The sequence below is a fragment of the Mesorhizobium sp. 131-3-5 genome (assembly GCF_016756575.1).
GTDB lineage: Bacteria > Pseudomonadota > Alphaproteobacteria > Rhizobiales > Rhizobiaceae > Mesorhizobium > Mesorhizobium jarvisii.
Window position 1 is genome coordinate 161,744 of the sequence record NZ_AP023254.1, and the last position, 19,809, is coordinate 181,552.

Below are 19,809 nucleotides of genomic sequence, written 5' to 3' on the forward strand. Positions count from 1 at the left end.
GAAAGCCGATGGCGGAACTTATCCCATGACCGGAGACTGGTGCTCAGCCGAGCGCCAGCCTGATGCGCCGCCGCCATGCGGGGCCATAGCGCAATGCAAGCATGCAGACCGTCTCCAGCGCCACGACAATGACGATGATGCGCAAGCCCACCGTGAAGGAATCCTGGCCGCTGCCGCGCAAGAGGTAGCCGGTCAGGAGGAAGCCAGCATTCCAGATTGTGGCGCCCAGCAGCGTCGCCATCGCGAAGGGCAGCGCCGGCAGACAAAGCGCGCCCGCCGCGATCGGCAGATAGTTGCGCACCGTCGGGATGAACTGCGCCAGCAGCCGGTCGGCACGGTCGAATCCGATCCGGCGGCCAACCCCATACCAGACAAGGCAGCCGGCGAAGGAGGCAACCGTCGTCACCGCCAGCAGGATCGCCAGCATCGAACTGTCCGGCGCCGCCGTCATGCCGAGGAACAGCAGCAGCACATGCGAGGGCGGGACCGGGAGGATCTTCTCGGTGAAGGCGAGGCAGAAGACGCCGAACAGGCCGAAGCCGAGAATGGCCGACAACGGACCCGTCATGCGAAGCGCCAGTTCCCGAGCGTCTTGATCCTGGCGACGCGGTAGACCGTCGCCGGCGGGAAATTGCGAAAGGTATGGCCGACCCGCGCGACTTCGAGATCTAGCCGGTCGAGCAGCGACTGATCGAACGGGCAGCGCCGGCCGAGCGTGAACTGGTAGAGCGCCCCGCCCGGGCGAAGGTTTGCGAAAACACCTTCGAGAATGGCAAGCGTCTTGTTCGGCGAAATCAGGCGGAAGGGCAGGCCGCTGATGGCGGCACCTGCCACCGGCCTAGGAAATAGCGACAGATGGCGCAGGCCGACGGCATCCATCTCGAAAATCCGGGCGGCGGGAAAGCGACGCATGAGAAGTGCCGCAAAATCCGGATCGGACTCGATCAGCGTCAGATCCTCTTCCAGCACCCCGCGTGACAGCAGCGCCCGTGTGAACGGGCCGGTTCCCGGGCCAAGTTCCAACACGGGGCCGGTCTCGGGACCGATATCGCTTGTCATCAAGGCCGCCAGGCTGGGACTGGACGGTGTGACGGAGCCGATCCTGAACGGCGCCACGGTCCACGCCATGAGAAAAGACAGGGCATCATGTGCAGGCATAAGCAACCTCAATCCCGGACAAAAGTACGCCAACCAATTTGGCGCGGCGGCTTGATTTCGTTTCGGCGTCGGACCCGAACCTGTTGCATCGTCGAGCCCGACGCCTTGACGCCGGCATGGGCGGTTCCTGCCGACCGGCGCTGTTTGCCGTGGCTGGATTGCATAGACATTGCGCAATAGCTTGGACGCAAAGAAAGAACTTGCCGGCCGCCGGCCATTCGGCTTTGCCATGTCCACGCAATGTTGGCGCGGTAGCGCCCGATGCGGAGTGCACGTTGCCGGGGAGTGTGGATGCGTATCTTGCTGGTCGAAGACGAGCCCGAAATGGTCTCGGCACTGCGTGCCGCGCTGAAGCGCCACGACATGGTGGTCGATCACGCCAACACGTTGCTTGAGGCGGAAGGCTTCGTTGCCGTCGACAGCTACGACGCCATCCTGCTCGACCGCCAGTTGCCGGACGGTGACGGGCTGTCGCTGGTGCCGAGATTGCGCTCGGCGGCGAACACCACGCCCGTGCTGGTGCTGACGGCCAAGGGCGACACGTCCGACAAGGTCGATGGGCTGGACATGGGCGCGGACGACTATCTGGCAAAGCCGTTCGCCTTCGAGGAATTGCTGGCCCGCTTGCGCGCATTGCTTAGGCGGCCGGCGCCGCTGCAGTCGCAATTCATCCGCGCCGGCCATCTGGTGCTCGATGTCGGACATCGCGAGGCTGCGATCCGCGGCGAGCCGCTCAGCCTGCCGCGCCGCGAACTGCTGGTCTTGGAGGTGCTGATGCGGCGCACCGGGCGCATGGTGCAGCGCGAGGCGCTGATGGAAGCGGTGTTCGGCCTCGACGACGAGATCCAGTCCAATGCACTCGACACCCATGTCTCACGCCTGCGCCGCAAGCTCGCCGACGCCGATGCCGGGGTGACGATCAACGGCATTCGCGGCGTCGGCTATCTCCTGCGCGAAACGACGTGACCCTCAAGCGATGAGTATCAAGCGGCCGCGTTCGCTCAAATGGAGCCTGGTGCTGCGCATCGCCTTGCTGCAATGCGCGATGCTGACGCTGATCATCGTCGGTATTCTCGGCGCGTTGCTCGCCACCGGCCTCATTCCGCACGACTATGAGGACGGCACGATGGACGTGCTGGCGGATGCCGTGGCGCGCGATGCGGGCGGCAAGCTTGTGCTGCGCGAGACTTCGGACCTGACGAAACTGCGATCCGATGTTCCCGACCTTTGGTTCATCATCCGCGACAAGCAGGGGCAGCGGTTGCAGGAAGGCACGGTGCCGGCCATTTTCCAGCCTTTCGCCGGGCTGCTGGACACGATCAGCGACGCGCGTATCGACCATTCCATCGGCGAGAGCGCCACCGGATGCAAAGATCCGCTGGACCGAAACGGCCGCGGGCAACCTCCAGATATTCACCGGCACCAAGGGCGGGCTTTCGCTGCTGCGCCTGCTCGGACAGGCGCCGCAATTCTTCCTGCAAGGCATATTGCCGCTCGCCGGCCTCATGGCGCTGGCCACGCTGTTCGCGACGCCGTGGGTGGTGCGCGGCGCGCTATCGGGCCTTGGCCATGCCGCCGCCGAGGCCGAACGCATCGACATCGACCAGCGCGGCGTACAGCTGCCGCTGGAGGATGTGCCAAAGGAAGTCACGCCGCTGGTCAAGGCGGTGAACGCCGCCCTTGCACGCCTGGACAAGGGCTACGAGCGCCACAAGCGCTTCCTGACCGACGCCGCCCATGAACTCCGAACGCCGGTCGCCATCCTCAACACGCGCCTGGCCTCGCTGCCGGCGACACCGGAGCGAGCCCGGCTGCTGCAGGACGCAGCGCGGCTTTCGACGCTGACCGACCAGTTGCTCGACCTGCAACGCCTCGACCGGCAGACATCACCGTTCGATAAAGTCGATCTCGTGGCGATCGCGCGCGGCGTCATCGTCGACCTCGCGCCGATGGCGTTTTCGGCCGGATACGAGATGTCGTTCGAGCCGGAACCGGAAGCGGTTTTCGCCACCGGCGACCGCACCGCGATCGAGCGCGCCGTGACCAACATCGTCCAGAACGCCATCGAGCACGGCGGGCGCGCCGGCAAGATCACCGTCAGTGTCACAGCTCCGGCCGTCATCGAGGTGCGGGACGAAGGCGACGGCGTACCGCCAGCCGAGCGCGAACGCATTTTCGAGCCCTTCTACCGGCTGCGCCCGCAGGATCACGGCGCCGGGCTCGGGCTCAACCTGGTGCAGGAAATCATGCAGTTGCATGGCGGGCGCATCGAGATTCTCGACGGCAAGCCGAGCGGCGCCCGCTTCCGGATGAGTTTTCGCGCCTTGCCGGCATAGCACTGCCCTAAACGACAAAATTGCGTTGGCGTGTTTGACATCTTTGAAATCGTAACTAAATAAGTTACATGAAACGCAACAGCCGACTGTCCTCCACCTTGCACATTCTCGTCCACATGGCCGAGAAGCCAGAGCACGCGCTTACCTCCGAGCAGCTTGCCACCTTCATCCACACCAATCCGGTGGTGGTGCGTCGCACCATCGCCGGCTTGCGAGACGCCGGCATCGTCACCTCGTCGCGCGGGCATGGTGGCGGCTGGCTGCTCGGGCGCGCGCCCGAAAACATCTCGCTGGCCGAGATCAGCACCGCGCTTGGCGAGACGCTGCTGCCGTTCAGCACCGCGCCGGAAAGCCCGGGCTGCCTTGTCGAACAAGCGGTGATCGCCGTGCTCGACGATTTTCGCGTTGCGGCCGAAAAGCTGCTGGCGGAGAAGCTAAGCCGCATCACGCTGGCCGACCTGACCGCCGATTTCCGCCGCCGTTATGACCTCATCGGAGTCTCCAGCCATGCAGTATGATCTCGCCGTCATCGGCGGCAGCTTTGCCGGCCTGTCCGCCGCCACCCAGGCGGCGCGGGCGCGGCGCAACGTGCTGGTGATCGACGCCGGCCAGCCGCGCAACCGTTTCGCCGCGCATTCGCATGGCTTTCTCGGCCAGGACGGGCGCACGCCAGGCGCCATCCTCGACGATGCAAGGCGGCAATTGCTGGCCTATCCCACAGCCAGACTTGTCGATGCCCGTGCGGACAGAGCCGTCGCCAACAGCAGCAGCGATTTCGAGATCACCACCGATGACGGCGAGACATTCGGCGCGGCGCGGCTGGTGCTGGCCACCGGCGTGCGCGACATCCTGCCGGAGGTTCACGGGCTTGCCGAGCAATGGGGCAAGACCGTGTTGCACTGCCCCTATTGCCACGGCTACGAGGTCTCCGGCGGGCAGCTTGGCGTGCTCGCGACCGGCCCGATGTCCATGCATCAGGCGCAGCTGATCGCCGATTGGGGCGACGTCACGCTGTTCGGAAACGGCCAGATCGAGCCTGACGCCGAGCAGATGCTCGCTTTGGATGGCAAGAAAGTCAGGTTCGAACCCGCGACCGTCAGCGAACTCAGGGAAGACAGCTCCGGCGGTTTGATCGTCCACCTCGACGGCGGCCGGACGGCCGGCGTCAGGGCGATGTTCACCGCGCCGCGCAACACGATGACGAGCCCGCTGGCCGAGCAACTCGGCTGCGGCCTCAAGGACGGCCTGCTCGGCCCGATGATATCTGTCGATGACCGGCAGCAGACGACAATTCCCGGCGTCTATGCCGCCGGAGACGCAGCACGCGCGATGCACAACATCGCCTTCGCTGTATCGGGCGGGACTTTTGCCGGCGTATGCGCCCACCAGTCGCTGGTGTTCGGCTAAAATCCGGCTTCGCCGCCGGCGATGCTGAGCCGCGCGCCGGCCTGCGCCAGCGCCGCGGCTATGTCGTGCGGCGGCGAACGGTCGGTGGCGAGTTCGGAAAAGCCGTCGAAGCCACAGACCTGGACCAGGCCCTGGCGGCCGAACTTGGTGTGGTCGGTGATGACGAGCGAACGCTGGCCACGCGACAGCACCATGCGGGCGAATTCGGCCTCTTCCAGATCGTAGTCCATGACCCCCGTCACCGCATCGACGGCGCCGGTGGAGATGATGGCATGGCTGACGGAGAAGCGGCTGACGAACTCGATGGCCGAAGTGCCGAACGCGGCACCTGAATCGCTGCGCAATTCGCCGCCGGCCATGTAGACCTTGTTGCCGTTGATGGTGGCTAGCGTGCGGGCGATATCGGAAGAGTTGGTGACGACCGTCAGGCGCCGGTGGCCGAGCAGTTCCCGGGCCAGGAATGAGGTCGTGGTGCCGGTGTCCAGCATGACCGATTCCCCGTCGCGGATGGTGGCGGCGACCATGCGGGCAATGATGCGCTTGGCATCGGCATTCTCGCGCATGCGCCGTTCGAACGGCGCCTCGCCGACCATGGATGGCAGGCCGATGGCGCCATGCATCTTCAGAACCGACCCGTCGCTGGTGAGTGGCTTGACGTCGCGACGCACGGTTTCCAATGAAACACCCAGCCGATCGGCCAGGCTGGCGATGGTGACGGTTCCTTCTTCCTGCAGCAGACGCAGGATCTCGCCATGGCGTTTTGAATGGATCATTGGGTTTCCCAAGCTTCGCCTTTTGACCGGTTTTAAGGTAATTCAAGCACTTTTAAAGATATCGCCCCTTGGTTTCGGGCAAAACACCCAAAAAAAGTCACATCTCTTTATTGACAACCGGGCAACCCTGGCGTGAAATCCAGGGCATCAGCAGAGGTTCGGAGCTGCAACGGGAGGGCGATGGCAGAGCCGCAACTCACTGGCCAGGCGGTCTTGAACGCGTCTGGCGCAAGGAATTTTCAGATCCGCGGGGGCGGATGCCGGGATCAGAATCCTGGCCAAGGGGCTCGTCGGTGCGGTGCGGGATACCGATCCTGGCGTCCCGCACCGACGAGATTATTTGCGTTTCTCCCCGCTCTCGTCGCGCTGTCCATGGCGCCTTGTCGAAGCCCAGCAAACCAGGCCAGCAAACCAGGGATAATCCCGTGATTGCCGAAGATCGCATCCGCGCCCTGCCGTGCTGGACCGGCGCCATCGAGATCGCCCCCCTGCCCGGCGGCCTGAGCAATGCCAATTATGTGGTCAGTGACGCTGCCGGCAAACATGTCGTGCGCTTCGGCCAGGACTACCCCTTCCACCATGTCTTCCGCGAGCGCGAGGTGATGACCGCGCGGGCGGCCCATGCCGCCGGCTTCGCACCTGCCGTGCACTATTCCGAACCCGGTATCCTGGTGACGCAGTTTCTCGGCGCCAGGACCTTCCTCGCCGAAGACGTGCGCGCCAATCTCGGCCGTGTGGCGGCTCTGCTGCGATCCTTCCATCGCGAGATGCCGAACCATGTCTCCGGCGCCGGCTTCATGTTCTGGGTGTTCCACGTCATCCGCGACTATGCGCGCACGCTCGAGGAAGGCAACAGCCGCAAGCGCAGCGACTTGCCGCGCCTGCTGACGCTGGCCGACGAGTTGGAGCGGGCGCAGAAGCTGCTGCCGATCGTCTTCGGCCATAACGATCTTTTGCCGGCCAACATTCTCGACGACGGCAACAGGCTGTGGCTGATCGATTTCGAATATGCCGGCTTCAACACGGCAATGTTCGACCTTGCCGGCGTCGCCTCGAATGCCGGCATGAGCGACGAGGAATCCTTCGCCTTCCTGACCGCCTATTTCATGAAGGAACCGGACGCGGCGATCCGCCGCTCGCACGCTGCCATGCAATGCGCCTCGCTGCTGCGCGAGGCGATGTGGAGCATGGTGTCGGAACTCTATCTGGACGCGCCCGGCATCGACTACGTCGCCTACACCGAGGAAAATCTGGTGCGACTCGACGCGGCGCTGGAAAACTACCGGACAAAATACGGGATCCTGAAATCATGACCTTGCCCAGCCAGGCCGCCATCGTCGTCATCGGCGGCGGCATTATCGGCTGCTCGACGGCCTATCATCTGGCGCGCGACCATAAGGCCGACGTCGTTCTGCTCGAACAAGGCAAGCTGACCTCGGGCTCGACCTGGCACGCCGCCGGCCTGGTCGGGCAATTGCGCTCGTCCGCCTCGATCACCCGGGTGCTCAAATACTCGGTCGACCTCTATAAGGGGCTGGAGGCCGAAACCGGCCTTGCCACCGGCTGGAAAATGACCGGCTGCCTGCGGCTCGCCACCAATGCCGACCGCTGGACCGAGTACAAAAGGCTGGCGACGACGGCGACGAGTTTCGGCATGGACATGCATCTTTTGTCCCCGGCCGAGGTCAAGGCGATGTGGCCGCTGATGGAAACCGGCGATCTGGTCGGTGCTTCCTGGCTGCCGACCGACGGCCAGGCCAGCCCCTCCGACATCACCCAATCGCTGGCCAAGGGCGCGCGCATGCATGGCGCGAAGCTGTTCGAGAATGTCCGCGTCATTGGCTTCGAGATGAAGGGCGGCCGCATCACGGCGGTGAAGACCGATCAAGGCGACATCGCCTGCGACAAGGTGGTGAACTGCGGGGGACAATGGGCGCGGCAGGTTGGCGCCATGGCCGGCATCAACGTGCCGCTGCAGCCGGTGAAGCACCAATACATCATCACCGAGAAGATCGATGGACTGGCGACGGACGCGCCGACGCTGCGGGACCCCGACCGGCGTACCTATTTCAAGGAGGAGGTCGGCGGACTGGTGATGGGTGGCTATGAGCCGAACCCGCAGGCATGGGCGACCGATCTCCCAGGGGGCGACGTGCCCAATGACTGGGAGTTCCGGCTGTTCGACGACGACTACGACCATTTCGAGCAGCATATGACACAGGCGATCGCGCGCGTGCCGGCGCTGGAAACTGTCGGCGTCAAGCAGATGATCAACGGGCCGGAAAGCTTCACGCCGGACGGCAATTTCATCCTCGGCACGGCGCCCGAATGCGCCAACATGTTCGTCGGCGCCGGCTTCAACGCCTTCGGCATCGCCTCTGGCGGCGGCGCCGGCTGGGTGCTGGCACAATGGGTGGTCGACGGCGAGGCGCCGCTCGACCTGTGGGTGGTCGACATCAGGCGCTTTTCCAACCTGCATCGCGACCGCCAATGGGTGCGCGAGCGCACGCTTGAGGCTTATGGCAAGCATTACACGATCGGCTTCCCGCATGAGGAATATGCCAGCGGCCGGCCGCGCATCGTCTCGCCGCTTTACGGCAGGCTGAAGCAGCAGCGCGCCGTGTTCGGCTCGAAGCTCGGCTGGGAGCGGCCGAACTGGTTCGCGCCGCAAGGCGTCGAGCCGCGGGACCTCTATTCCATGGGCCGGCAGAACTGGTTTTCGGCGGTCGGCGACGAGCACAGGCATGTGCGCGAGAAGGTCGGCGTCTTCGACCAGTCGTCCTTCGCCAAATACGAATTGAGCGGACCCGACGCGGCCAAGGCGCTCGACTGGATCTGTGCCAACGACGTCAGCAAGCCGGTCGGAAGGCTGACCTACACGCAGCTTCTCAACACGCGCGGCGGCATCGAGGCCGACCTGACCGTGGCGCGGCTGGCCGAGGAGAAATTCTACATCGTCACAGGCACCGGCTTCCGCACGCATGATGCCTCGTGGATCAGCGACCATATCGGTGAGGGTCACGATGCGGAGTTGACCGATGTCACCGAGGATTTCGGCACGCTGTCGCTGATGGGTCCGCGGGCGCGCGACGTGCTCGCCGCGGTGACCGATGCCGATGTGTCGAATGCTTCGTTCCCGTTCGGCCATGTGCGCGAGATCGCCATCGCCGGCCACACGATTCGGGCGCTGCGTGTCACCTATGTCGGCGAACTCGGCTGGGAACTGCATGTGCCGATCGCCGCGACAGGCGAAGTCTTCGACGCGCTGATGGCGGCCGGCAAGACGCACGGCATCCGCCCGGTCGGCTACCGGGCGCTGGAATCGCTGCGGCTGGAAAAGGGCTACCGCGCCTGGGGATCCGACATCACACCCAACGACACGCCGCAGGAAGCCGGGCTCGGCTGGGCGGTCAAACTCAGGAAGAACACCGATTTCGTCGGACGACGCGCACTGGAGAAGGTTGTCGGCGCGCCGTTGAAGAAGCGCTTTGCCGGCTTCACGGTCGACAATCCGGAGATCGTGCTGCTCGGCCGGGAGACCATCCTGCGCAATGGCGAGCCGGTCGGCTATCTGACCAGCGGCGGCTATGGCTACACGCTGGGCAAGAACATCGGCTACGGCTATGTGCGCAACGGCGACGGAGTGAGCGACGATTTCCTCGCCGCGGGCGACTACGAGCTGGTTGTCGCAATGGAGCGGACGCCCGCCAGAATCCATCTCGAGCCGATGTTCGACCCGACAGCGGGGAGGGTAAAAGCCTAGTTCACCCGCAAGGCGAGGCCGCGGCTGGGCACGGTGTCGGCTTCGCCCGGCATCGAGACGTAAGGGCGCGTTTCCTCGGCACGGGTGACGACGCCTTGTGCTTCGAGTTCGGCGATGCGTGCGGCAAAACCCTGATCCCACAGCGTGTTCTTGACCGTCAGCACGATGATCCCGCCGGGGCGGCAGATACGGATCAGCTCATCCAGCCCTTCGACGCCGACATGGCCTGAAGTGAAGACACCGGCCGAGACGATCCCGGCATAAGCATCGTCGGCAAAGGGAAGCGTGCCGCCGAGCGCGAGGCAATGCAGCGCGGAATAGACACCCTTGCGGGCGGCCTGATCCAGCATGCCTTGCGAGATGTCCAGCGCCTCGACTTCAGGATAGCCTGATATATCGAGCCATTCGCCGATGAGCCCGGTGCCCGCGCCTGCATCGAGCAACGGCGTCGCGCCGCGCGGCAGATGGCGGGTCAGCAGAGCCAGACAGATCGTCGGATGACGATAACCGGCGGCCGACATGTCGGTGTCATAGGTCTGCGACCAGCGGTCATAGAGTGCGGCCACCTCCTCCGGGCGTTTGGCTGCGTAGGCCGCGCTGAGCGCGTCCAAATGTTTACCGTCCGTCATCGCTGCTGTGTCGCCTGATCGAGTTGCCTTTGATCGGATGATAGCCAAACGACGAAAATTGTGGAACCGTTGCAGAGAGAAATAACGGCGTGGGGGCGCGGGCATGGTGACAGACGAAGCGCGGGCAAAGCTGGCCGCCATTCCCATGCTTGCCGACTATACCGGGCCGCTGGAGCGACTTGGCGGCCTCACCAATCTCGTCTTCAGGGCCGGCGATCTCTGCCTGCGCATTCCAGGCAAAGGTACTGAGGAATACATCAACCGCGCCAACGAAGCGGTGGCCGCGCGCGAGGCGGCTAAAGCCGGCGTCAGCCCGCAAGTGCTGCATGCCGATGCCGATACCGGCGTGATGGTGACGCGCTTCATCGCGGGCGCGCAGACCATGTCGCCGGAGAAATTCAGGGAGAGGGCGGGCAGCCCCGCCCGGGCCGGCGAAGCCTTCCGCAAGCTGCACGCGTCCGGTGCGGTGTTCCCCTTCCGCTTCGAACTGTTTTCGATGATCGACGACTATCTCAAGGTGCTGTCGACCAAGGACGTCACCCTGCCTGCCGGCTATCACGACGTGGTGCGCGAGGCCGGCAGCGTGCGCTCGGCGCTTGCCGCCCATCCGCTCCCCCTCGTCGCTTGCCACTGCGATCCGCTGTGCGAGAACTTCCTCGATACGGGCGAGCGGATGTGGATCGTCGACTGGGAATATTCGGGGATGAACGACCCGCTCTGGGATCTCGGCGACCTCAGCGTGGAAGGCAAGTTCGATGCGGACCAGGACGAAGAGCTGATGCGCGCCTATTTCGGCGGCGAGGCGCGGCCGGCGGAGCGCGGCCGCGTCGTCATCTACAAGGCCATGTGCGATCTGCTCTGGACGCTGTGGGGGCTGATCCAGCTTGCCAACGAAAATCCCGTCGACGATTTCCGTGCCTATGCCGACGGCCGCTTCGCCCGCTGCAAGGCGTTGATGGAGACGCCGGAGTTTTCACGGCACCTGGCGGCTGTGCGTACGGGTTAAAGCAATTCCATGCGGCAGGGGCTCCAGCCTACCTGAAAACCCTCTCTATTTCAGTCAAAGTCACCGTGTCGTCAGACTTTTTGCAATACCAAATGATCAGCGCGATGGGACCGATGGGGAACAATCCAGCAAGGAGTTGATGCCAACCGCTTCTGTTGATGTCATGCAGCCGGCGAGCGGTCATGGCAAGCGTCGGCAGAAGGATGGCAAGATTCCAGATCGATGAGATGATTTCATTCTTCACGATGGCATCGACTATGACAAGAACGATGCCGACAATGAAAATGAAGAGGTAGGAATACCAGAACTCCGAGCGGCTGGCCCTGCCGGAAAAATTCACATAGTTTCGGAAGAAGCTTGAAACTGCTTCACCGAAATTCATCGAAGGCGGCATTTCTCCGAATCGGTTCGCACCGGCTGGCGCTGCTCTTAGAACAAACACTAGCGGCAAGCCGATCAGGATCAAAACGATCAGCCAATGCCATATGGAAAAACTTCCCATCATCACCCCCTCTGTCGCAGTTTTCTTGAGATGTTGATCCAGCCTCTCCCAGGCAAGAATCAATCCCGTATTGCGCCCGAAAGGCAACGTACACGGCAATGTATCGATGTAAATATCGGATTTTCTGACCGGAAACTCCAACAATTCCGGATGATAGCCTTCGGCCGCTAGATGCGGAGCTTTGAAAAGGCTGCGTGTGACGTGCCGTATGCTTTGCTTGGCCGCAATCGCGGACGGAAAGCCTTCTCACACTTTCCTGGAACCGCTTTAATTCACGCCCTTCGGCACGTTTTCGGGCGGCACCGTGGTGTCGACCACCTTCTGGCGGTGGAAAATGAACAGGCCGGCCAGAACGATGATGCCCGAGCCGATCAGGATGCGCGGACCGGGGACGTCGCCGAAGAACACCAGCCCGAACACCACGGCCCACAGGAGCAGCGTGTAGTGCAGCGGCGCCAGCGTCGAGGCCGGGGCCAGCTTGAGCGCCCGCGTGATCATCAGATGGGCACTGCAGGAAACGATGCCGAGCAGCAGCATGGCGCCGAAATCGAGCGCCGACGGCGTTTGCCAGGCGCCGATGGTCAGCACGCCGCCGACCAGCAGCGTGCCGATCGTCTGCCATGTCACCAGATTGGTGTCGCTGGTGCCGCGCAGGCGCCGGTTGAGGATGATGGCGAAGGCAAAGGCGATGCTGCCGGCGAGCGCGAAGCTCGACGACAGCGAGAACGCCGCAGAGGACGGCTTCAGCATGATCACCACGCCGCAGAAGCCGAGCAGGATCGCCACCCAGCGGCGCCAGCCGACCTTTTCGCCGAGCAACAGGTGCGAGAGCGCCGCGACATAGATCGGTCCCGCCATGTAGAAACTCATGACGTCGGCAAGCGGCAGATAGACGACCGCGGCATAGAAAAGTGCGGTGTCGAGCGTGGTCATGACGACACGCAAGATCTGCAGTTCAGGGCGTTCCATGCGAAACAGCTTGGCCGCACCCTGATGCGCAATCATCGGCCCGAGAACGAAGAAGGCGCCTATGGAGCGGATCAGCACCACCTGGCCGACGGAAAAGCTGGCGACCAGCCACTTGCCCATCGCATCGTTCAGCGCAAACAGGAAGTCGCCGGCCAGCATCAGCAGAATGCCGGCCAGAAGCACGTTCCTGATCGTGGAATTCTGCGCAACGGGTTGCGTCATGCCGATCCCGATTCCTCCCTCGCCTAAGTCGCGTCGTAGACGGAAGCGGCGGCTTTGACGAGAAGAATCCGGGAAATCGCGAGACCAGGACCGGGAATCGGCTGGGCCTACGTGGCTTTGTGCCTGCGGTTGACCAGCGCCGGCCGGCCCGGGATGGAAAGCCTTGTATCCTGCCGCGTCCGTTCCGCCACCACCTTGCCCCTGGCGATGACGCAGATGCGCTCGGCGCGCAGGCGCAGGGCCTCGATCGGATTGCCGGCGTCGAGGATGACAAGGCTGGCGCGCTTGCCGACGGCGAGGCCGAGGTGGTCGAGACCCATGATGGCGGCGTTGACGTTGGTGACCATGTCGAAGCAGCGCGCCATGTCGGCCGGGCTCGACATCTGCGCGACGTGCAGGCCCATGAAGGCGACGTCGAGCATGTCGGCGGTGCCCAGCGAATACCAGGGATCGAGCACGCAATCCTGACCCCAGCCGACACGGATGCCGATCGCCTGCATCTCCTTGACCCGGGTCAGGCCGCGGCGCTTCGGGAATGTATCGTGGCGGCCCTGCAGCATGATGTTGATCAGCGGATTGGGGATAGCCGAAACGCCGGCCTCGGCGATCAGCGGCAGCAGCTTCGAGACATAGTAATTGTCCATCGAATGCATCGAGGTGAGGTGCGAGCCGGCCACCTTGCCCTGCAGGCCAAGGCGCTGCGTTTCATAGGCCAGTTGCTCGATGTGGCGCGACAGCGGGTCGTCGGTCTCGTCGCAATGCAGGTCGACCATCAGGCCACGTTTGGCCGCGATCTCGCACAGTTCTGTCACCGAGCGCGTGCCGTCGGCCATGGTACGCTCGAAATGCGGAATGCCGCCGACGATATCGACGCCCATGTCCAGCGCACGGATTGTGTTTTCACGCGCCTTCGGCGAGCGGTAGAAACCGTCCTGCGGAAAGGCCACGAGCTGGAGGTCGATATAGGGCGCGATCGTTTTCTTGACGTCGAGCAGGGCCTCGACCGCCAGCAGCCTGTCGTCGCAGACGTCGACATGAGTGCGGATGGCCAGCAGGCCCATCGACACCGCCCAGTCGCAATAGGCGAGCGCCCGGTCGCGCACCGCCTCATGCGTCAAAAGCGGCTTCAGCTCACCCCATAGCGCAATGCCTTCCAGCAGCGTGCCCGAGGCGTTGATGCGCGGAATACCATAGGACAGCGTGGCATCCATGTGGAAATGCGGATCGACAAAGGGGGGCGAGACCAGATTCCCGCTGGCATCGACCTCGGTCCGGGCGGAACCCTGCAATTCGGGCTCGATCGCCGCGATCGTCTCGTCGCTAATGCCGATATCGGCAATCCTGCCATCCGGCAGCGTGCCACCACGAACGATAAGGTCGAAATCCATCTGTCGTCATCTCGCCTGAAGAATCACTTTGCCATGGTGTCCCAAAAGACCGCATGACGCAGCGGTTTCTTTCCAGAAGCCTCCAATGGTTCCATCCGGGGACAACTCCCTCTATAAGCCGCCTTCGTCATTCCGCCACCAAGGATCGGCCTTTGTTTCGTTTCTTCCGCTCGACGGAAAACCAGCGCCTCGTCGCAAGGCTGGTCAGGGAATCGTTCCGGGAGCATATGTTCGGATATGGCGCGGCCATTCTTTCGATGCTGGTGGTGGCCGGCATGACCGCCGCCAGCGCCTGGATCCTGCGCGAAATCACCAATGAATTCGTGATCGACAAACGGGTCGACCGCGTCAACATGATTGCCGCGGCGGTCGCCGGGATCTTCATCCTCAAGGGCCTCGCCAATTTCGTCCAGGCCTATTTCATGAGCCGCGTCGGCAATGCCATCATCGCCGACCGGCAGCGCAAGATCTACGACCGCATCCTGGCGCAAGGCATCGAATTCTACCATTCGACCTCGTCATCCGATCTGATCACCCGCATGACCAACAATGCCCAGGCGGCACGCAACGTGCTCGACCTGATCGTCACCTCCTATGTGCGCGATCTGGTGACCCTGCTTGCCTTGATTGGTGTCATGGTCTGGCAGCAGCCGGTGCTGTCGCTGATCTGCTTCGTCGCCGGGCCTGTGGCCATCTATGGCGTCAACCGCATCCTGAAGCGTGTGCGCAAGTTCGCCGCCATGGAGTTCCGCTCGGTTGGCCAGATCATTCAGGTGATGCAGGAAACCGCTATCGGCGTGCGCGTAGTCAAATCCTTCAACCTCGAAAGCTTGATGCGCAAGCGCATGTACAAGGCGGTGGCAGACGTCGAGGATCGGGCCAACAACATTGCCGCGCTGGAAGCGGTGACCAGCCCGGTGATGGAGACGCTGGCCGGGCTGGCGATCGCCGGCGCCGTCATGGTCAGCGGCTTGCTGGTTCTGCAGGGCGGCCAGATGCCTGGCAACATCATGGCGTTCATCGCGGCGCTGCTGCTCGCCTATGAACCGGCAAAGCGCCTGGCGCGCGTGCGCATCTCACTGGAAAGCGGCATTGTCGGCGTGCGCATGATGTTCCAGCTCGCCGACGAGCCGCTGACACTGGCCGAGAAGCCCGATGCAAAGCCGCTTCGGACTGGACCGGGCGAGATCCGGTTCGATGCCGTCAGCTTCGCCTATCAGAACGGTCCGCCGGTGCTCGACCGGTTCGACCTGACCCTTGAAGCGGGCAAGATGACGGCGCTGGTCGGGCCTTCCGGCGGCGGCAAGTCGACGATCCTGAACCTGATCATGCGCATGTATGACCCGAACAGCGGCAAGGTCTTGCTCGACGGCCAGGACATTTCCCATGCCACGCTCGCTTCACTGCGGGAAAAGATCGCCTATGTCAGCCAGGACACGTTCCTGTTTGCCGGCACCATCATGCACAACATCCGGCTTGGGCGGCAGGACGCGACTGATGATGAGGTGATCGCCGCGGCCAAGGCCGCCAACGCGCATGACTTCATCATGGCGCAGGCGAAGGGCTACGAGACCGATGTCGGCGAGAATGGCGGCCTCTTGTCGGGCGGTCAGCGCCAACGCATCTCGATCGCGCGCGCCATGCTGCGCAATGCCGAAATACTGCTGCTGGACGAGGCGACCAGCGCGCTCGACGCCGAATCCGAAGCGCTGTTCCGCGACGCGCTGCAGCAGCTGACCCAAGGCCGCACGACGATCGTCATCGCCCACCGCCTGTCGACCGTGCACCAGGCCGACACGATCGTCGTGCTGGAGGGCGGCAAGGTGGTGGAGAGCGGGCCGCATCGTGCTCTGCTCACGCAGGGCGGGCTTTACCAGAAGCTTTATGAATATCAGCTGATGCCATAGTGCCGCCTCTTCCTTCCCCCCTTGTGGGGGAAGGTGGATCGGCGCGCAGCGCCGAGACGGATGAGGGGTGTTCCAGCGGAGTGAGGCGTTAGCGTTCCCTGGAACACCCCTCATCCGTCGCCTTCGGCGACACCTTCTCCCACAAGGGGAGAAGGAAGAACCGCGCTACTCCGGCACGTGCCGCACCGCGCCCTTGTCGGCGCTGGTGGCGAAGGCGGCGTAGGCGCGCAATGCGGTCGTCACCTTGCGCTTGCGCTTTTCCTCGGGCTTCCAGGCCAGGACGCCCTTGGCTTCCATCGCCGCCCGGCGGCTGTCGAGTTCGGCGTCGCTGACGGCGAGGCGGATGGTGCGGTTGGGGATGTCGATCTCGATCGTGTCACCCTCCTGCACCAGTCCGATCGTGCCGCCTTCGGCGGCTTCCGGCGACGCATGGCCGATCGACAGGCCCGACGTGCCGCCGGAGAAACGGCCGTCAGTGACCAGTGCGCAGGCCTTGCCGAGGCCCTTCGACTTCAGATAGCTGGTCGGGTAGAGCATCTCCTGCATGCCGGGGCCGCCACGCGGGCCCTCATAGCGGATGACGACGACGTCGCCTGCCTTGATCTCGTTGGAAAGGATTGCCTTGACCGAAGCGTCCTGGCTTTCGAACACCCGCGCCGGGCCGGTGAATTTCAGGATCGACTCATCGACGCCGGCCGTCTTCACGATGCAGCCGTCGAGCGCCAGATTGCCTTTCAGCACCGCAAGGCCGCCATCCCTAGAGAACGGCGTTTCCGCCGAACGGATGACACCCTTTTCACGATCGAGATCGAGATCGTCCCAGCGGCGGTCCTGGCTGAAAGCGACCTGTGTCGGCACGCCGCCGGGCGCGGCAAGGAAGAAGTCGCGGACATTCTGGCTGGAGGTGCGGGAAATATCCCAATGGTCGAGCGCCTCGCCGAGGCTTGATGTGTGCACGGTCGGCAGGTCGCGGTTGATCAGCCCGGCATTGTCGAGCTGGCCGAGGATGGCCATGATGCCGCCGGCGCGATGAACGTCTTCCATGTGGACGTCGGACTTGGCCGGCGCGACCTTGCAGAGCACCGGAACCCGCCGCGACAGCCGGTCGATGTCCTCCATCGTGAAATCGACCTCGCCCTCATGGGCGGCGGCCAAAATGTGCAGCACGGTGTTGGTCGAGCCGCCCATGGCGATGTCGAGCGTCATGGCGTTTTCGAAGGCGCCCTTCGACGCGATGGTGCGCGGCAGTGCCGTCTCGTCTTCCTGCTCGTAATAGCGCTGGGCGAGATCGACGACGAGATGGCCAGCCTCGACGAACAGCCGCTTGCGGTCGGCATGCGTGGCCAATGTCGAGCCGTTGCCCGGCAGCGACAGTCCGAGCGCCTCGGTCAGGCAGTTCATGGAATTGGCGGTGAACATGCCCGAGCAGGAGCCGCAAGTCGGACAGGCCGAGCGCTCGATGACCTTGACGTCCTCGTCGGAGATCTTGTCGTCGGCGGCCGCGACCATGGCGTCGACCAGGTCGAGCGCCTGCGTCTTGCCGCCCAGCACCACCTTGCCGGCTTCCATCGGCCCGCCGGAGACGAAGACGGTCGGAATGTTGAGGCGCAGCGACGCCATCAGCATGCCGGGGGTGATCTTGTCGCAATTGGAGATGCAGACCATGGCGTCGGCGCAGTGCGCATTGACCATGTATTCGACGGAATCGGCGATCAGCTCGCGCGACGGCAGCGAATAGAGCATGCCGTCATGGCCCATGGCGATGCCGTCATCGACCGCGATGGTGTTGAATTCCTTGGCAACGCCGCCGGCCTTCTCGATCTCGCGTGCCACCAGTTGGCCGAGGTCCTTCAAATGCACATGGCCCGGCACGAATTGGGTGAAGGAATTGACCACGGCGATAATCGGCTTGCCGAAATCGGAATCCTTCATGCCGGTGGCGCGCCAAAGGCCGCGTGCGCCGGCCATGTTGCGGCCATGGGTGGTGGTGCGGGAGCGATAGGCAGGCATGTTTTTTCCTTGGTGGCTGGCCTCGGCCCGGGAATGGCGCGGCGGAGCTGAATTCGGATCGCTGGCTTTATAGACGCGCAAGTATGGTCTGGCCACATTTTTGCAATGCGCCACGAAATCCGGATGGGCGGTTGACGAGCGGAGCTCGCGTGTATATAGCCAATCAGATATATACCCTTTTGGCTATGGACATCCGATGGACCAGCTGGACGCCACTTTTGCCGCACTCGCCGATCCGACGCGCCGCGCCATTCTTGCCCGGCTCATCCAGGGCGAAGCATCCGTGATGGAACTCGCCGAGCCCTTCGCGATGAGCCAGCCCTCGATTTCCAAGCATCTAAAGGTGCTAGAAAACGCCGGGCTGATTTCACGCGGCCGCGACGCGCAGCGCCGGCCGTGCCGGTTGGAAGCAAAACCGTTGGCAGAGGCCAATGACTGGCTGGAGCGGTATCGCAAGATCTGGGAAGGCAACTTCCAGCGCCTCGACGGGTTGCTCGGCGCGATGAAGGCCGAGAAAGCCCCCGACAGTACCGACCAATAGCCAGAAAGAATCGCGGCCTGTGTCGGGTCACCGGCCTGCCGCACGTCCTTTGGCAAATAGGAGGAGGACCATCATGAGCACCACAACCTTGCCGGGTTCGACCGTCGCCACGCTGACGGTGACAACGCCTAGCGACCGCGAGGTCCAGATCACCCGCATCTTCGACGCGTCGCGGCCGATGGTCTTCGACTGCTGGACGGTACCCGAGTTGCTGAAGGGCTGGCTGCACGGCCCCGATGGCTGGAGGCTGGCGATCTGTGAAATCGACCTCAGGGTTGGCGGCGCCACGCGCTACGTCTGGCAGCACCGCGATGGCCGCAGCATGGGCATGAGCGGCGCCTATCGCGAAATCGTGCGGCCAGCCAGGATCGTCGCCACCGAACTGTTCGACGAGGACTGGACTGGCGGCGAAACCATAGGGACCGTGGTCTTCACCGAACAGGCCGGAAAAACGCTGCTGACGCAGACGGTGCTTTACGCCTCGCAAGCGGCCCGCGACGGCGCGCTCGGCACCGGCATGACTCGCGGCATGGGCGAGAGCTATGCGCAGCTCGACGCCTACCTTGCTTCCCTGCAGGACGCGGCCAAGGGCGCCGCCTGACGCTTCCTTCACCCCAAGTACCCCGAAAAGAAAACGAGGAGAAACGCATGCAGAAGATCACCACCTTCCTGTGGTTCGACGGACAGGCCGAGGAGGCGATGAACCATTACATGTCCATCTTCAAGAATTCGAAGGAGCTGAGCGTGACGCGTTGGCCCAAGGGTCACGCTGATGAGGGCAAGGTGCTGGTGGCCTCGTTCGAACTCGACGGTGTCCCGTTCCTGGCGCTCAATGGCGGACCACAATACAAGTTCACCGAAGCGATCTCACTGTCGATCGACTGCAAGACGCAGGAAGAAGTCGATCATTTCTGGACCAGGCTCACGGAGGGTGGCGGCGAACCAGGACCCTGTGGCTGGCTGAAGGACAAATTCGGCGTTTCCTGGCAGGTCGTGCCGGAGCAGCTGCCGCGCCTGCTCGGGGATGCGGACCGCGCCAAGGCCGGCCGGGCGATGAATGCGATGATGCAGATGGGCAAGATCGACATCGCCAAACTCGAAGAGGCGGCGAAGGGGTGAGAAGCGCGCGATCTTTCCTTCTCCCCCTGAGGGAGAAGGTGGATCGGCGCGCAGCGCCGAGACGGATGAGGGGTGTTCC

At 63.7% G+C, this 19,809-nt stretch carries 18 protein-coding genes and 1 pseudogene; 11 read left to right on the forward strand and 8 right to left on the reverse strand.

Annotated elements, in window-relative coordinates; genetic code table 11:
* Positions 1 to 43: 43 nt before the first annotated feature.
* The gene (locus JG747_RS00760) at positions 44 to 568 is read right to left on the reverse strand and encodes a DedA family protein (RefSeq protein WP_202360960.1); all 525 of its coding nucleotides are present in this window, start codon (positions 566 to 568) and stop codon (positions 44 to 46) included.
* Entirely contained in the window at positions 565 to 1,059 is a 495-nt protein-coding gene (locus tag JG747_RS00765; RefSeq protein WP_244748312.1) for a class I SAM-dependent methyltransferase, read from the reverse strand. Before JG747_RS00765 ends, JG747_RS00760 begins: the two co-directional genes overlap by 4 nt.
* A 390-nt stretch (positions 1,060 to 1,449) precedes the next feature.
* Between JG747_RS00765 and JG747_RS00770 the strand changes: the two genes are divergently transcribed.
* From JG747_RS00770 to JG747_RS00785, 4 genes and pseudogenes are all read left to right on the forward strand, one after another.
* Complete coding sequence (locus tag JG747_RS00770; RefSeq protein WP_202360962.1) at positions 1,450 to 2,124, forward strand: response regulator transcription factor; 675 nt, start codon at positions 1,450 to 1,452, stop codon at positions 2,122 to 2,124.
* A gap of 10 nt (positions 2,125 to 2,134) precedes the next feature.
* A pseudogene (locus JG747_RS00775) lies at positions 2,135 to 3,494 on the forward strand (sensor histidine kinase).
* Positions 3,495 to 3,562: 68 nt separating this feature from the next.
* Positions 3,563 to 4,012: an RrF2 family transcriptional regulator gene (locus JG747_RS00780; protein WP_038651875.1), complete on the forward strand. Its 450-nt coding sequence runs from the start codon at positions 3,563 to 3,565 to the stop codon at positions 4,010 to 4,012.
* Complete coding sequence (locus JG747_RS00785; protein WP_038651872.1) at positions 4,002 to 4,901, forward strand: NAD(P)/FAD-dependent oxidoreductase; 900 nt, start codon at positions 4,002 to 4,004, stop codon at positions 4,899 to 4,901. Before JG747_RS00780 ends, JG747_RS00785 begins: the two co-directional genes overlap by 11 nt.
* Here JG747_RS00785 and JG747_RS00790 read toward each other — a convergent pair.
* Positions 4,898 to 5,674, reverse strand: coding sequence for a DeoR/GlpR family DNA-binding transcription regulator (locus JG747_RS00790; protein WP_019862936.1), 777 nt, complete (start codon positions 5,672 to 5,674; stop codon positions 4,898 to 4,900). The two genes, JG747_RS00785 and JG747_RS00790, sit on opposite strands and share 4 nt — an antisense overlap.
* Positions 5,675 to 6,099: 425 nt before the next feature.
* Here JG747_RS00790 and JG747_RS00795 point away from each other — a divergent pair, with 425 nt between their 5' ends.
* Both JG747_RS00795 and JG747_RS00800 read left to right on the forward strand, forming a co-directional pair.
* Positions 6,100 to 6,987: a phosphotransferase family protein gene (locus tag JG747_RS00795; RefSeq protein WP_019862935.1), complete on the forward strand. Its 888-nt coding sequence runs from the start codon at positions 6,100 to 6,102 to the stop codon at positions 6,985 to 6,987.
* Positions 6,984 to 9,437 carry a GcvT family protein gene (locus tag JG747_RS00800; protein ID WP_202360963.1) on the forward strand — a complete coding sequence of 818 codons (2,454 nt, stop codon included), beginning with the start codon at positions 6,984 to 6,986 and terminating at the stop codon, positions 9,435 to 9,437. The genes JG747_RS00795 and JG747_RS00800 overlap by 4 nt, the downstream gene beginning before the upstream one ends.
* On the opposite strand, the gene JG747_RS00805 is transcribed toward JG747_RS00800, so the two are convergent.
* Positions 9,434 to 10,066 carry a class I SAM-dependent DNA methyltransferase gene (locus JG747_RS00805; RefSeq protein ID WP_019862933.1) on the reverse strand — a complete coding sequence of 211 codons (633 nt, stop codon included), beginning with the start codon at positions 10,064 to 10,066 and terminating at the stop codon, positions 9,434 to 9,436. The genes JG747_RS00800 and JG747_RS00805 overlap by 4 nt on opposite strands.
* A 103-nt stretch (positions 10,067 to 10,169) precedes the next feature.
* Between JG747_RS00805 and JG747_RS00810 the strand changes: the two genes are divergently transcribed.
* On the forward strand, positions 10,170 to 11,072 hold the full coding sequence (locus JG747_RS00810) for a phosphotransferase family protein (protein WP_019862932.1): 903 nt from the start codon (positions 10,170 to 10,172) through the stop codon (positions 11,070 to 11,072).
* A gap of 28 nt (positions 11,073 to 11,100) precedes the next feature.
* Here the strand turns inward: JG747_RS00810 and JG747_RS00815 are convergent, their stop codons facing one another.
* The 3 genes from JG747_RS00815 to JG747_RS00825 all read right to left on the reverse strand — a co-directional run bounded on the left by JG747_RS00815 (position 11,101) and on the right by JG747_RS00825 (position 14,153).
* Entirely contained in the window at positions 11,101 to 11,574 is a 474-nt protein-coding gene (locus tag JG747_RS00815; RefSeq protein WP_051112936.1) for a DUF805 domain-containing protein, read from the reverse strand.
* A 267-nt stretch (positions 11,575 to 11,841) separates the two neighbouring features.
* Positions 11,842 to 12,765, reverse strand: coding sequence for a DMT family transporter (locus JG747_RS00820; RefSeq protein WP_019862930.1), 924 nt, complete (start codon positions 12,763 to 12,765; stop codon positions 11,842 to 11,844).
* A 107-nt stretch (positions 12,766 to 12,872) separates the two neighbouring features.
* A complete protein-coding gene (locus JG747_RS00825; protein ID WP_019862929.1) occupies positions 12,873 to 14,153 on the reverse strand; it encodes an amidohydrolase family protein in 1,281 nt (426 codons plus the stop codon).
* Between the two features lie 152 nt (positions 14,154 to 14,305).
* Here JG747_RS00825 and JG747_RS00830 point away from each other — a divergent pair, with 152 nt between their 5' ends.
* The gene (locus tag JG747_RS00830; RefSeq protein WP_027047696.1) at positions 14,306 to 16,060 is read left to right on the forward strand and encodes an ABC transporter ATP-binding protein; all 1,755 of its coding nucleotides are present in this window, start codon (positions 14,306 to 14,308) and stop codon (positions 16,058 to 16,060) included.
* 165 nt (positions 16,061 to 16,225) lie between these two features.
* On the opposite strand, the gene ilvD is transcribed toward JG747_RS00830, so the two are convergent.
* A complete protein-coding gene (gene ilvD, locus JG747_RS00835) occupies positions 16,226 to 18,070 on the reverse strand; it encodes a dihydroxy-acid dehydratase (protein ID WP_038653783.1) in 1,845 nt (614 codons plus the stop codon).
* 196 nt (positions 18,071 to 18,266) lie between these two features.
* Between ilvD and JG747_RS00840 the strand changes: the two genes are divergently transcribed.
* The 3 genes from JG747_RS00840 (at position 18,267) to JG747_RS00850 (ending at position 19,730) form a co-directional block, all read left to right on the forward strand.
* Entirely contained in the window at positions 18,267 to 18,611 is a 345-nt protein-coding gene (locus tag JG747_RS00840) for an ArsR/SmtB family transcription factor (protein WP_202360964.1), read from the forward strand.
* Positions 18,612 to 18,684: 73 nt separating this feature from the next.
* The gene (locus JG747_RS00845; protein ID WP_051112854.1) at positions 18,685 to 19,212 is read left to right on the forward strand and encodes an SRPBCC family protein; all 528 of its coding nucleotides are present in this window, start codon (positions 18,685 to 18,687) and stop codon (positions 19,210 to 19,212) included.
* A gap of 47 nt (positions 19,213 to 19,259) precedes the next feature.
* Positions 19,260 to 19,730 carry a VOC family protein gene (locus JG747_RS00850; RefSeq protein WP_019862924.1) on the forward strand — a complete coding sequence of 157 codons (471 nt, stop codon included), beginning with the start codon at positions 19,260 to 19,262 and terminating at the stop codon, positions 19,728 to 19,730.
* Positions 19,731 to 19,809 lie beyond the last annotated feature (79 nt).